The organism is Roseovarius sp. MMSF_3298 (genome assembly GCF_030733705.1).
Taxonomy (GTDB): Bacteria; Pseudomonadota; Alphaproteobacteria; order Rhodobacterales; family Rhodobacteraceae; genus Roseovarius; species Roseovarius confluentis.
Genome location: NZ_JASHIN010000025.1, coordinates 1 through 13124, shown reverse-complemented (window position 1 = coordinate 13124; position 13124 = coordinate 1). Strand labels below are relative to the sequence as shown.

The window sequence follows — 13124 nt, the reverse complement described above, 5'->3', positions numbered from 1 at the left end:
TATCACCTACCCTACGACGGCGTGCCGGAGTCGCTTGGGTCTTCAGCCTCGTCAGCGGGTCGGGACCGGTTCCTCGCCGCGATAATCGTAGAAGCCGCGGCCGGTCTTGCGGCCGAGCCAGCCGGCCTCCACATATTTCGTCAGCAGCGGGCAGGGGCGGTACTTGGTGTCCGCGAGCCCGTCATGCAGCACGTTCATGATGGCAAGGCAGGTGTCCAGCCCGATGAAATCGGCCAGTTCCAGCGGGCCCATCGGATGGTTCGTGCCGAGTTTCATCGAGGTGTCGATGGAAATGACCGAGCCGACGCCCTCGTAGAGCGTGTAGACCGCCTCGTTGATCATCGGCATGAGGATGCGGTTGACGATGAAGGCGGGGAAATCCTCGGAACTGGCGGCGGTCTTGCCGAGATTTTCGACCACGGCGAGGCAGGCGTCGTAGGTGGGTTTGTCGGTGGCGATGCCGCGGATCAATTCGACCAGTTGCATGACCGGCACCGGGTTCATGAAGTGAAAGCCCATGAATTTCTCGGGACGGTCGGTGCGGCTGGCAAGCCGTGTGATCGAGATCGACGAGGTGTTCGACGTCAGGATCGTGTCGGGGCCGAGATGCGGGACGAGATCCTCGAAGATGGCCTGTTTGACGGTCTCGCGCTCGGTGGCGGATTCGACGACGAGGTCGGTGGCGCCAAGCTCCGGCAGGTCGAGCGTGGTGGTGATGCGCGACAGCGCGGCGTCGCGGTCCTCGGCCGTCATCTTGTCGCGGCTGACCATGCGGTCCATGTTGGACTTGATCACGCCGACGCCCTTGTCCAGCGCCTCCTGATTGATGTCGTTGAGCAGGACATCATAGCCCGCGACGGCCATCACATGCGCGATTCCGTTGCCCATCTGTCCGGCGCCGACGACGCCCACCTTGCGGATGTCCATGCAGGTCCCTTTCGCTTTTGCGACACCATATGCCCCGTGCCGCGGGCGCTGCAAGGGAAAGCGGCCGTTAAAATTGTAGTCGATTTGCGCCTTTAACGGAATCGCAAGGCCTGCGGCCCAAAGCTGGCAATTGGGTGAGCTGAATGAGGTAGGCGTGATGTCCTTTCATGGCGAGGGCCGCTGGAATGCGGCGCCGGAGGCGTGCCGTTACGGGGCGTCGAAGCTGGCGTTTCGGGGGCCGAAGCGGAGCCTGAAGAGTGAGTACGTGGCGTTCATCGGCGGAACGGAGACCTATGGCAAGTTCGTCAGCCGGCCTTTCGCGCAAGCCGTCGAGGCGGCGACGGGCGTGGCATGTGTCAACCTCGGCCAGCCCAACGCTGGGATCGACGTGATGCTGGGCGACCCGGGGCTGGCACGGATCGCGTGGGGGGCGTCGGCGGTGGTGTTGCAGGTGCCGTGTGCGGCGAACCTGTCGAACCCGTTCTACAAGGTGCATTCGCGACGCAACGATCGCTTTCTGCGGGCCGAGCCGTCTTTGCAGGGCTTGTTCGCAGAGGTGGATTTCACCGAGTTCAGCTTTACGCGGCATATGCTGATGCATCTGCGGACGGTGTCGCCGGAACGGTTCGGGGTGCTGCGGCAAGGACTGGCGCAGGCCTGGGACGCGGGAATGCGGCGGCTGATCGCGGAAATCCGGACGCCGGTGGTCCTGTTGTGGTTTTCCGAGCGCGCCCCGGAGCAGGATGATGACACGGTCGAGACACGGTGCGAGCCGGTGCTGGTGGGGCGCGAGATGCTGGCGGGTTTGCAGAGCCACGTGGTGGCGGTTGTGGAGGCCAGCGACATGGCGTGGGGCGGTCAGGGCGCGGGGTGTCACCCACCCTACGCGGCGGGGCGCAAAGAGGACGTGCCTCGGACCCTGCCGGGTCAGGCGGCGCATGACGCGGTGGCGGAGGCGTTGATCCCCGTGTTGGCGGGGGTCTTGGATCCGTGAAAGTTTGAACGGGCCGGTCGCGCGTGGGTTTTCACCCACCCTACACGTGCCCAAAACGAAAAGACCCGCCACGAGGGCGGGTCAATTCGGTGTCATATGCGGTACGGTTCAGCCGAGTTTCTCGGTCAGTTCCGGCACGGCGGTGAAGAGATCGGCCACGAGGCCGTAATCGGCGACCTGAAAGATCGGCGCTTCTTCGTCCTTGTTGATGGCGACGATGACCTTGGAGTCCTTCATGCCCGCAAGGTGCTGGATCGCGCCCGAAATGCCGACGGCGATGTAGAGATCCGGCGCCACGACCTTGCCGGTCTGTCCGACCTGCCAGTCGTTGGGGGCATAGCCCGAGTCCACGGCCGCACGGGACGCGCCAACGGCGGCGCCCAGCTTGTCGGCGAGGTTCTCGATCAGGGCGAAGTTCTCTTCCGATCCGATGCCACGGCCGCCGGAGACGACGACGCCCGCCGAGGTCAGCTCGGGGCGGTCGGATTCGGCAACCTTGTCCTCGACCCATTCCGACAGGCCGGGGTTGTCGGCGGCGGAGATGGTCTCGACCGAGGCCGAGCCGCCGTCGCCGGCGGCGTCGAAGGTGGAGGTGCGGAAGGTCACGACCTTCTTGGCATCCGAGGATTTCACCGTCTGGACCGCGTTGCCGGCGTAGATCGGACGCTCGAACGTGTTGGCGTCGACCACGCCCGAGGCGTCGGAGATCACCATGACGTCCAGCAGTGCGGCCACGCGGGGCATCACGTTCTTGGCGTCGGTGGTGGCAGGCGCCACGATATGTTCGTAATCGCCCGCGAGCGACACGATCAGCGCGGCGGTGGATTCCGCCAGGCGGTGGCCCAGCGAGGCGTCCTCGGCCACGAGGACCTTGGAAACACCGTCGATCTTGGCGGCGGCGTCACCCGCGGCGGCGGCGGAGCCCCCGGCACAGAGCACGGTCACGTCGCCCAGCTTGGAGGCGGCGGTGACGGCCTTGGCGGTGGCGTCGAGCGCCAGTTCGCCGTCGTTCACTTCGGCAAGTAGAAGTACAGACATTACACGGCCCCCGCTTCTTTGAGTTTGGCGACAAGTTCATCGACCGATCCGACCATTTCGCCGGCCTTGCGGGCCTCGGGCTCTTCGGTCTTGACGATTTCGAGGCGCGGCGCGACGTCGACGCCGTAATCGGCGGCGGTTTTCTCGTCGAGCGGCTTTTTCTTGGCCTTCATGATGTTGGGCAGCGACGCATAGCGCGGCTCGTTCAGGCGCAGGTCGACGGTGACGATCGTGGGCATCTTGACCTTGATCGTCTGCAGACCGCCATCGACCTCGCGGGTGATGACGGCGTGGTCGTCCGCGACATCCAGCGACGAGGCGAAGGTGCCCTGGCTCCAGCCCAGGAGGGCAGAAAGCATCTGGCCGGTGGCATTCATGTCGTTGTCGATCGCCTGTTTGCCGGCAATCACGAGGCCGGGCTCTTCTTCCTTGACGACGGCGGCAAGGATCTTGGCGACGGCGAGCGGCTCGATGTCGGTGTGCACGTCATCGGCGGCCTCGACCAGGATGGCGCGGTCGGCGCCCATGGCCAGCGCGGTGCGCAGGGTTTCCTGCGCTTGCTTGACGCCGATGGAGACGGCGACGACCTCGTCGGCTTTGCCGGCCTCTTTCAGGCGGATGGCCTCTTCGACGGCGATCTCGTCAAAGGGGTTCATCGACATTTTGACATTGGCAAGATCGACGCCCGATCCGTCCGCCTTGACGCGGACCTTCACGTTGTAGTCGATCACGCGTTTGACAGGCACGAGCACCTTCATCGGCATGGTCTCCCTAAAAAATTGCGCAGAGCCGCTGTGATACGACCCCGCCCCTTGCTCTGGGGCGTTAGATACAGAACTGTTAGCCGGGGAAACAGGGTAAAATCGTCACGTTTCCGACTTGCGACGTCGCGTTTCCGGTGCGGTATGGGGAATCTGCGCGCAAAGCGGGGGCGTCAGGGCGTAATGCCGTGTTTCTGGGCCAGTTCGTGCAGCACCGATTCCTCGGGCGGGGTGCCGTTGAAGCGGTTCTGGAGCCGTTCGCGCACGCGGCGGCCGTAGAAATGGATGGAAACGGTGTCGTCCTTCACCTTTTTCCAGACCTTCCACGCCGCGCGGAAATAGATGCGCCGGTCTTCGAACAGCACGGGATAGAGCACGTGCGGGTCCAGCGCATGCTTGAACTCGTCGTTCTTGTGCAGGAAATGCGACAGCGCCTTGGGGCCCCACGCGCCCCACGGCATTTCGGAAACATGCATCGGGTCGCCAGCCTCGGCACGGGCGCGCATTTCTTCCTTGTGGCGCGGCATCATCCAGGGCGGAATGGCGTATTCGTCTTCGCAAAACTCGATCAGGCTTTGCAGTGAGGGGGAGGAAGCGGGCAAGGCCATCACGCCGTTGGCGACGACCTTTTCGTTCTCGCGCCCGAAGAAGAAGCCGTCCTTGGGAATGAAGGGCTTGAGGCAGTAGGCGTCGGTGTCGGACCAGATGATGCCGTCGTTCTTTGCCAAAAGGTGATAGCGGAACTTGTCGGCGTGAATGGCCGGGCTGCCGGTGCGTTCGTGTCGCACGATCGTGTCGGGGTCGGGCAGGATATCAGAGGCCGGTGCCAGTTCGACGCCTTTCGGGCAATCCTCGACGCCGTGGTAGGAGAACATCACAACCGGGTGCCCGGCATCGACAAAGGACGTAACGCAAAGCCGTTCGATGAAGCCCAGCGGCGGGCCGTCCCAGAACATGGCGATGGTGGGCAGGGACATGGACCTCTCCTTGCTGCTCGGGCCGGGCGTTGGATCGCCCGGCATTTGCGCGTCAGGATGTCACTACTGCCCGGTGTGCGCCAGTTATTTCAGCGGTTGGCGCCGGGGGTCCAGAGCACGTCGTCGCGGCCCGAATCGTTGGCCATGCGGGCGGCGACGAAGAACCAGTCGCTGAGGCGGTTGAGGTATTTGACCGCCGCGGGATTGACGTGTTCCATCGTTGCGAGTTCCACCGAAAGCCGCTCGGCGCGGCGCGAGACGGTGCGGCAGAGATGCAGATGCGCCGAGAGCGCCGAGCCGCCGGGCAGGATGAAGCTGCGCAGGGGTTCGAGCACCTTGTTCATCGTGTCGATCTCGGTCTCAAGGCGTGTAACCTGGCTGTCGACCATGCGCAGCGGCGTGAATTCGGCCTTGTCGTCGTTTTCCATGTCCGGGCGGCAGAGATCTGCGCCGAGATCGAACAGGTCGTTCTGGATGCGCGACAGGGCGGCGTCGGTTTCGCCCTCGGCGTGCAACCGGGCAAGGCCGACGGTGGCATTCACCTCGTCCACGGTGCCGTAGGCGGTGACACGCATGGAGTGCTTGGCCACGCGAGAGCCGTTGCCGAGCGCGGTTTCACCGTGATCGCCGGTCTTGGTGTAGATCTTGTTGAGAACGACCATGTTCATTCACCTCCCATTTGGCGGCGGATATAGACGAAAAGCAGGATGAGGACCACCGCGACGAACTGTGCGATGATGCGCCAGCGCATGAACTTGTTCGAGCGCTTGGCGTTGTCGATGCCTTCCTTGCCGAAGTTCGAGATGCCCAGGATGAGGACGACGGCGACGACGCCGCAGGCGAGTGCGACAAGGATGAAAAGGGGGTCGTTGAGCATGTGGGACTCTTGGTTTTTCCGGTCAGGGGCGGAGGTAGCCCGTCTGTGTCAAAAGGCGAATGGGGTATGGTGACGCGGGGCCGCTTACCCGCCGTTCCGGGCCGTCTCGCTACAGTTTTGCCTGTATCCAGTCGAGGGCGCTGGTGGGCAGGATGCGTCGCAGAATGTCCAGAAGGTAGGTCGGCGTGGTGACGAAGTAGCGCGGCCTGGGGCGTGGTGACTCCAGCGCGTGGATCAGCTTTTTCGTGACGGCGGGGGCGGGCAATTCGAACGTGTCTGGACCGCTGCTTGTGTAGAGGCGCGGTATGAGGCGTTTTTCGTAGAGCGACCGGGCGGGCGCGTTTTCCCAGTCGATCCAGCGTTCGAAATGCGGGATCGAGTTGACGCGGATCTTGGAGGTGACGGGCCCGGGTTCGATCAGGACGATATGGATGGGCGTGTCGCGCATCTCGATCCGCATGGTGCTGGTCAGTCCTTCGAGCGCGTGCTTGGTTGCATTGTAGGCGCCGCGCATCCTCAGGGTGGCGAAGCCCAGCACCGAGGAGTTCTGCACGATGCGGCCATGCCCTTGGGCCCGCATCACCGGGATCACTTGCCGCGTGAGGTCGTGCCACCCGAAGAAGTTGGCCTCGAATATATCGCGCAGGGCGTCGGTGGGCAGGTCCTCGACCATCCCGGGGCAGCCGAAGGCCCCGTTGTTGAACAGCGCATCGAGCGTGCCGCCGGTGGCCTCGAGCACCTCGGCCAGCCCGGAGGTGATCGTGTCGGGCTGTTGGTAGTCTATGAGGGGGCTGTCGAAGCCTTCGGCCCGCATCCGCGCGCAGTCCTCTTCCTGTCGGCAGGAGGCGAAAACACGCCAGCCGCGGGCCCGCATGCCGTGCGCCGCGTCGTAGCCGATGCCCGACGAACAGCCGGTAATAAGAAGAGATTTCCGCGTCATGGCCGGACCTTGGCGCGGTCCGGTGCTATATGCAATCGCTTTGAGTGGAAATCACCGAGCCGGCGCGCTGACGAGCCAGTCGGCCATCCAGCCGGTTTCGCCGGTGTCGAGAACCTCGAGTTCAAGCCAGCCGTTGGCCGCCGTGCCGAGCACGGCCACTTCGACACCTTCGGCAAGATTGCCGACGCGGGCGAAATCCGTGCCGGGACCGCCGCGCATGTTGGCGGAAGTGGCGGTCACGTAGCGGATGTCGCCGCTGGTCATGCCGGAGCGCGCCGTGCGCGCCGCGGCTTCGGCCTGCTTGCGCAGCTCGGCTTGCGAGGCTTGATGCTCAAACAGTTCAATGGCGCCGGGCCAATGTTTCTTGACCTCGTCCGCCGCAGCGCCGCCTTCGTCAAGAGCGGCAAGCACGGCGTTGTCCTCGTCGCTGCTTTCCGTCAGGAAACGGGCCTTGTCTTCCACCCGCTCGGTGCGGGCGGTTTCCTGCGCCGACCCGGCTTCGGACATGTCGCTGAGCGAGGCAAGGGTGATCTGAAAACGCTCGGGCTTGTCTTGCTCGGGCAGGTCGATGACCTCCGGCTCGACAGGTTCGGCCGGTTCGGCAGGTTGCGCGTCGGCGACGGTTGTCTCGGGCTCCGGGGCGTTCGCCTGGGCCTGGATGGAATTGTCACGCGGAGCGTAATCGGCGCCGCCACTCATCTCCCAGAAGGCGAAGCCAAGAAATGCAAAAGTTACCAAAATGAAGCGCCACATTGCGCGAATCCCCCGGGGCAGCAAAGTCAATTTCTTGTTATAGAACACAAGTTACACGATTCGGTTCCCACCGGCATGGGAAAAGGTGCGGAATCTTCCCAACCTGTGCTTTACCTGTGCAAATGCGGGGGGTATCACAGCATCTATGAATGATTTGGTCGATGACCCCAACATAGGCCCCGAGAGCGGGGGCGATGCCGTGGCGGAGCCGCTGCGCCGGGCGATCGGCGAGCGCTATCTGACCTATGCGCTGTCGACGATCATGCACCGGGCGTTGCCGGACGCGCGCGACGGGTTGAAGCCGGTCCACCGGCGGATCCTGTTCGCCATGCGCGAGCTGCGGCTGAGCGCCAGCGGGGGCTTTCGGAAATCCGCGAAAATCAGCGGCGACGTGATGGGCAACTATCACCCCCATGGCGATGCCGCGATCTATGACGCGATGGCGCGTCTGGCGCAGGATTTCAACGTCCGCTACCCGCTGGTCGACGGGCAGGGCAACTTCGGCAATATCGACGGCGACAACCCGGCCGCCAGCCGCTACACCGAGGCACGGCTGACCATCGTGGCGGAGGCCCTGCTGGAAGGGCTGAACGAGAACGCGGTCGATTACCGGGACAATTACGACGGCACGTTGACCGAGCCTGTGGTGCTGCCGGCGCAGTTTCCGAACCTGCTGGCCAACGGGTCGAGCGGCATCGCGGTGGGCATGGCGACGAACATCCCGCCACACAACATCGCGGAGCTGGTGGATGCCTGCCTGCACCTGATCAAGACGCCGGATGCGCGGGACGACACGCTGTTGAACTACGTGCCGGGGCCGGATTTTCCCACGGGGGGCATCATCGTGGAGCCGCCTGAGGCGATCGCGCAGGCCTATCGCACGGGCAAAGGCGGGTTCCGGCTGCGGTGCCGCTACGAGGTAGAGGACCTTGGCCGGGGACAGTGGCAGATCGTGGTCACGGAAATCCCCTATCAAGTGCAGAAGTCCAAGCTGATCGAGAAGCTGGCGGAGGTTATCCAGACCAAGAAGGTGCCGATCCTGGCCGATGTGCGAGACGAGAGCGCGGACGACATCCGCGTGATCCTGGAGCCGCGGTCCAAGAACGTGGACCCAGAGGTGCTGATGCAGTCATTGTATCGCAACTCGGATCTCGAAGTGCGGTTCAGCCTGAACATGAACGTGCTGGTGGACGGGGTGACGCCCAAGGTCTGCAGCCTGAAGGAAGTGCTGCGCGCCTTCCTCGATTTCCGGCGCGAGGTTTTGATCCGGCGCAGCGAGCACCGGATGGAGAAGATCGACCACCGGCTGGAGGTGCTGGAAGGGCTGATCGTGGCCTTCCTGAACCTCGACCGGGTGATCGACATCATTCGCTATGACGACGACCCCAAGGCGGCGCTGATGCGCGAGGATTGGGGGCGGGAGTTCACTCGCGCCAAGGACGAGGCGGATTACGTGCCGCCGGCCGAGGGGGGCGAGGACGGGCTGACCGAGGTCCAGGCCGAGGCGATCCTGAACATGCGGCTGCGCAGCTTGCGGCGGCTGGAAGAGATCGAACTGGTCAAGGAGCGTGACGCGCTGATGGAAGAGCGCGCCGGGCTGGAGGACCTGCTGGACAGCGAAAGCCTGCAGTGGGACGCGATCTCGGACCAGCTGAAGGACGTGAAGAAGAAATTCGGCAAGGACTATGAGGGCGGCGCGCGCCGGACCACCTTTGCCGAGGCGGGCGAGGTCGAGGATGTGCCGTTGGAGGCGATGATCGACCGCGAGCCGATTACGGTGGTCTGTTCCAAGATGGGGTGGATCCGGGCCATGTCGGGGCATATCGACCTGGACCGCGAGCTGAAATTCAAGGACGGGGACGAAGGGCGGTTCATCTTCCATGCGGAGACCACCGACCGACTGTTGGTCTTTGGCACGAACGGGCGGTTCTACACGCTGAGTGCCGCCAACCTGCCCGGGGGGCGCGGGATGGGCGAGCCATTGCGCCTGATGGTGGACCTGCCGAACGAGTCCGACATCGTGGCGATCTTCATCCACAAACCGGGACGGAAACTGCTGGTGGCGTCCTCGGCGGGTGACGGGTTCATCGTGCCCGAGGACGAGGTCGTGGCGCAGACACGCTCGGGCAAGCAGGTGCTGAACGTGCGCGACGGTGTGCGGGCGCAGGTGTGCCAGACGGTCACGGGCGATCACGTGGCCTGCGTGGGCGAGAACCGCAAGGTGCTGATCTTCCCGCTGGACGAGTTGCCCGAGATGGGCCGCGGCAAGGGCGTGCGGCTGCAGAAATACAAGGATGGCGGTCTGTCCGATGCGACGACCTTCACGCTGGCCGAGGGGCTGAGCTGGCTCGATCCCGCCGGGCGCACACGGACCGAGACCGCGCTGGAGGAATGGACGGCGCGGCGCGCGGGCGCGGGGCGCATGGCACCAAGAGGCTTTCCGCGTAACAACCGTTTCACCTGAGATTGATTTGTCGTGTGCGGGGGGTACCGCCTAGCTTGCTTGCGGATGCATGCGAGGAGGATGGAAATGCTTTGGACACGACGGGTATTGATCGCAAGCGGCGCTGCGGCACTGCTGGCACGGCCGGGGGTGGCCGACGAGCCGCGCTGGTACCAGAACCGGGCCTATGCTGCAGACGGCGCAGACGTCGTGGCCTATTTCGGGCTGGAACCGGGTGCGAACGGGGTGGCCGGATCGGATGAGTTCGTGACCGAGTGGAGCGGCGCGAAGTGGCGCTTTTCGTCTGCCGCGAACCAGGCGGCGTTCGAGGCGAACCCGCAGAAATACGCGCCGCAGTTTGGCGGCTATTGCTCCTGGGCAGTGTCGCAGGGCTACACCGCGCATGGCGACAAGGATGCCTGGACGGTGCATCAGGGCAGGCTTTACCTCAATTACAACAAGTCGGTGCGCCAACGATGGTCGGGGGACATCCCGGGCAACGTGTCGAAAGGCGAGGCGAACTGGCCGAAGGTCTTGGGTGGTTAGCGTGGCCGCGCGTGGGTTTTCGTCCACCAAAGGTGGGTTTTCACCCACCCTACGATGCGTGACGAAGGTCAGGCGACAGAGGCCGGTTGCGGCGCTGAGACCGGCTCGGCCTCGAGCCAGACGCCGCCTTCGGGGCGGAGGGTCAGGATCATCACCGGGTCGGGATTGCGGCCCGCGACGGGGGTGAAACGGAAGCGGTTCAGCAACGTGCCAAGGATGATCACCGCCTCTTGCAGCGCGAAGCTGGCGCCGATGCAGATGCGGGGGCCGTCTCCGAACGGAAGGTAGGCGTAGCGTTCCACGGATTTGCGATCCGCAAAGCGGTCGGGCCGAAAGGCGTCGGGATCCTCCCAGAGCATGTGATGGCGGTGAAGCGCATATATGGGCAGGATCACCGTGTCGCCCTTGCGGATCTCGCGCCCGCAGAGTGTATCATTTGCCATGGCCGTGCGGGAAACCATCCCGGCAGGCGGATAGAGGCGCAGGGCCTCGTCGATGATCTGGCGCATGAAAGGGAGCTTTTCCACATGCTCGCCGGTAACCGGGCCGTCGCCGCAGATCTCGCGCAATTCGGCGCGGGCGCGGTCCTGCACGTCCTGGTCGAAGGCGCAAAGATAGAGCGACCATCCAAGGGTGAGCGCCGTCGTCTCGTGGCCCGCGACAATGAAGGTCAGCAGGTTGTCGCGCAGCTCGGCGGTGTTCATCTGGCGCTTGGTCTTGGGGTCCTCGCCTTCCATCAGCAGGTCGAGAAGGTCCGGCACGCCATCGGGGCCACGCTGGCGGCGGGCCTCGATCGCCTCGTCGGCGATGCGGCGCATGTCGCCCACGGCGTTGCGGGAAAAGATCAGGCGGCCGGGGCGCGGTACCCAGTCGGGCGCGCCCAGCACATCGAGCAGGGAAATCTTCCCAGCTTCAGAGATATAGGCGTCGATGCCGCGATGGACCGCGTCGGCGTCGAACATGCCGTCGCCGGAAAAGGTGACGTCGGCGATGACGTCGAAGGTCGTGCGCACCATGTCGGCGGCCATGTCGATGGCGCGGGGGCCGGCCTGGGCCACGCGGTCGGCGCTGCGCTGGGCGGCGGCGGTCATGATCGGCGCAAGGTTCATCACGTTGCGGTGCGAGAACACCGGTGCGGCCGTGCGCCGCTGCCAGCGCCAATGCGCGCCCTCGGCAATGAAGAGGGAGTCGCCGATGGCCGGTTTCAGAAGGTTCTTGGTGACAAGCGACTTGGGATAGGTCTCCACCCGCTCCAGCAGCATTTCGCGGATCGCGCCGGGGTCCATCACCATGTGCCAGCGCTTGCCGGTGCGGCCTGACACCATGGGCTGGCGGGTGGCAAGCTCGGGGATGATGCTGAGCACGTTGCGCCGCGCCGCGCCGAGACTGCCGAGAATGCCCATCGGCTCGGTGACGAGGGGCACTTTGACGGGGGTGTCGGCGTGGGACATGGGGACTCCGGTTCTGTCTACGTTAAACATAGGCGCGCCAGGGGCAGGCGGCAAACCGGCGGCGGAAATCTGCGGCAATATGGGGCAGGGCGGGAATTGCCAGCGCCGGGCGGTCTTGCTATCGCTGAAAGTGGACGGATCCGGGGGGCGGGGATGCTGCGAATACTGGCTTTGGGGTTGATGATTGCCGGCGTGGCGGCCTGTACACGGGTGGATGACCTGGGCGATGCGCCGGTCTACCTGGGCAATTTTCATCTCGGGCATAACGTGGTGGCGGCGCCCAACCTGCAGAAAGGGCCGCTGTCGCGCGAGGCCAGCAAGGCGGCGTGGATCGCGGCGATGACAGAGGCGGTGGATAAACGGTTCTCGCGGCAGGAGGGCACGCGGCTATATCACCTGGGCATCACGCTGGAGGCCTATGTTCTGGCGCGCGCCGGCATCCCGGTTGTGGCGGCGCCGAAGTCGGTGCTCGTGCTGAAGGTCACGGCCTGGGACGACGCCAAACAGGCCCGGCTGAACGAGACGCCGGAACTGATTACCGTGATCGAGAGCCTGTCGGGCGATACGGTCGTGGGTTCGGGCCTGACGCGGACGGCGGAGGAGCAGATGCAGGTGTTGACGCAAAAGGCGGCCAAGCTGATCGAGAACTGGCTGGTGCGGCAGAACAATGCCGAGGGCTGGTTCGAGGATGATGGTCGGCCCGCCCGGTCCAAGGCCAAGGCTCGCGCTGCGGAAGCGCGGGCGGCGGCCTCGGAAGAGGAGCGGATGCAGGCGGCGGCCAAGGCGGCGTTGAAAAAGGCCGAAGCGCAGGCGGCGCAGTAGGACGGCGCAGGAGCCCGTCTGCTGTGCCTGTGTCATCCCTGCCTGCGCGGGCGTCGGAAAGACGCATGAACCGCTTGATTTTCCCGGTTGAAGCCAATAAATCCGCGGCCAGTAGCAATTCGGGCCGCGACAGGCCCCCAATAGGATAAGGCGCCCACGAGATGGCAAAGGAAAAGTTTGACCGTTCGAAACCGCACGTGAACATCGGGACCGTTGGTCACGTTGACCACGGCAAGACGACGCTGACGGCGGCGATCACGAAGTATTTCGGTGACTTCCGCGCGTATGACCAGATCGACGGTGCGCCGGAAGAGAAAGCGCGCGGGATCACGATCTCGACCGCGCACGTTGAATACGAGACCGAGAACCGTCACTACGCGCACGTGGACTGCCCCGGCCACGCCGACTACGTGAAGAACATGATCACGGGCGCCGCCCAGATGGACGGCGCGATCCTGGTGGTGAACGCGGCCGACGGCCCGATGCCGCAGACCCGCGAGCACATCCTGCTGGCGCGTCAGGTGGGCGTGCCCGCGCTGGTGGTGTTCATGAACAAGGTCGACCAGGTCGATGACGAGGAACTGCTGGAGCTGGT

Annotated in this window: 14 protein-coding genes; 5 read left to right on the top strand and 9 right to left on the bottom strand. The window is 64.6% G+C overall.

The window, feature by feature from the left end:
* Nucleotides 1-51: 51 nt before the first annotated feature.
* Complete coding sequence (locus RBB18_RS18300; RefSeq protein WP_103762085.1) at nt 52-927, bottom strand: 3-hydroxybutyryl-CoA dehydrogenase; 876 nt, start codon at nt 925-927, stop codon at nt 52-54.
* A gap of 157 nt (nt 928-1084) precedes the next feature.
* Here RBB18_RS18300 and RBB18_RS18295 point away from each other — a divergent pair, with 157 nt between their 5' ends.
* Nucleotides 1085-1921: a DUF6473 family protein gene (locus RBB18_RS18295; protein ID WP_306111884.1), complete on the top strand. Its 837-nt coding sequence runs from the start codon at nt 1085-1087 to the stop codon at nt 1919-1921.
* Between the two features lie 108 nt (nt 1922-2029).
* Here RBB18_RS18295 and RBB18_RS18290 read toward each other — a convergent pair whose 3' ends face one another.
* The 7 genes from RBB18_RS18290 to RBB18_RS18260 all read right to left on the bottom strand — a co-directional run bounded on the left by RBB18_RS18290 (nt 2030) and on the right by RBB18_RS18260 (nt 7267).
* The gene (locus tag RBB18_RS18290) at nt 2030-2959 is read right to left on the bottom strand and encodes an electron transfer flavoprotein subunit alpha/FixB family protein (protein WP_103762087.1); all 930 of its coding nucleotides are present in this window, start codon (nt 2957-2959) and stop codon (nt 2030-2032) included.
* Entirely contained in the window at nt 2959-3717 is a 759-nt protein-coding gene (locus RBB18_RS18285; protein ID WP_103762486.1) for an electron transfer flavoprotein subunit beta/FixA family protein, read from the bottom strand. The genes RBB18_RS18290 and RBB18_RS18285 overlap by 1 nt, the downstream gene beginning before the upstream one ends.
* 176 nt (nt 3718-3893) lie before the next feature.
* A complete protein-coding gene (locus RBB18_RS18280; RefSeq protein ID WP_103762088.1) occupies nt 3894-4697 on the bottom strand; it encodes a hypothetical protein in 804 nt (267 codons plus the stop codon).
* Between the two features lie 89 nt (nt 4698-4786).
* Nucleotides 4787-5359, bottom strand: a complete 573-nt coding sequence (locus RBB18_RS18275; RefSeq protein ID WP_103762487.1) for a cob(I)yrinic acid a,c-diamide adenosyltransferase — start codon at nt 5357-5359, stop codon at nt 4787-4789.
* A gap of 2 nt (nt 5360-5361) precedes the next feature.
* Nucleotides 5362-5574 carry a twin transmembrane helix small protein gene (locus RBB18_RS18270; RefSeq protein ID WP_103762089.1) on the bottom strand — a complete coding sequence of 71 codons (213 nt, stop codon included), beginning with the start codon at nt 5572-5574 and terminating at the stop codon, nt 5362-5364.
* A 109-nt stretch (nt 5575-5683) separates the two neighbouring features.
* The gene (locus tag RBB18_RS18265; protein ID WP_103762090.1) at nt 5684-6514 is read right to left on the bottom strand and encodes an SDR family NAD(P)-dependent oxidoreductase; all 831 of its coding nucleotides are present in this window, start codon (nt 6512-6514) and stop codon (nt 5684-5686) included.
* A 51-nt stretch (nt 6515-6565) separates the two neighbouring features.
* A complete protein-coding gene (locus tag RBB18_RS18260) occupies nt 6566-7267 on the bottom strand; it encodes an SH3 domain-containing protein (RefSeq protein ID WP_103762091.1) in 702 nt (233 codons plus the stop codon).
* Nucleotides 7268-7412: 145 nt separating this feature from the next.
* Between RBB18_RS18260 and parC the strand changes: the two genes are divergently transcribed.
* Nucleotides 7413-9731: a DNA topoisomerase IV subunit A gene (parC, locus tag RBB18_RS18255; RefSeq protein ID WP_306111883.1), complete on the top strand. Its 2319-nt coding sequence runs from the start codon at nt 7413-7415 to the stop codon at nt 9729-9731.
* Nucleotides 9732-9797: 66 nt separating this feature from the next.
* Complete coding sequence (locus RBB18_RS18250; RefSeq protein ID WP_306111882.1) at nt 9798-10256, top strand: YHS domain-containing (seleno)protein; 459 nt, start codon at nt 9798-9800, stop codon at nt 10254-10256.
* 68 nt (nt 10257-10324) lie between these two features.
* On the opposite strand, the gene RBB18_RS18245 is transcribed toward RBB18_RS18250, so the two are convergent.
* Nucleotides 10325-11707: a cytochrome P450 gene (locus RBB18_RS18245; RefSeq protein WP_306111881.1), complete on the bottom strand. Its 1383-nt coding sequence runs from the start codon at nt 11705-11707 to the stop codon at nt 10325-10327.
* Between the two features lie 153 nt (nt 11708-11860).
* On the opposite strand from RBB18_RS18245, the gene RBB18_RS18240 reads away from it, so the two are divergent.
* Together RBB18_RS18240 and RBB18_RS18235 are read left to right on the top strand one after the other, a co-directional pair.
* Nucleotides 11861-12529 carry a hypothetical protein gene (locus RBB18_RS18240; protein WP_306111880.1) on the top strand — a complete coding sequence of 223 codons (669 nt, stop codon included), beginning with the start codon at nt 11861-11863 and terminating at the stop codon, nt 12527-12529.
* Nucleotides 12530-12690: 161 nt separating this feature from the next.
* Nucleotides 12691-13124, top strand: a 434-nt coding sequence (locus tag RBB18_RS18235) for a GTP-binding protein (protein WP_306111879.1), incomplete at its 3' end; no start/stop codon positions are given.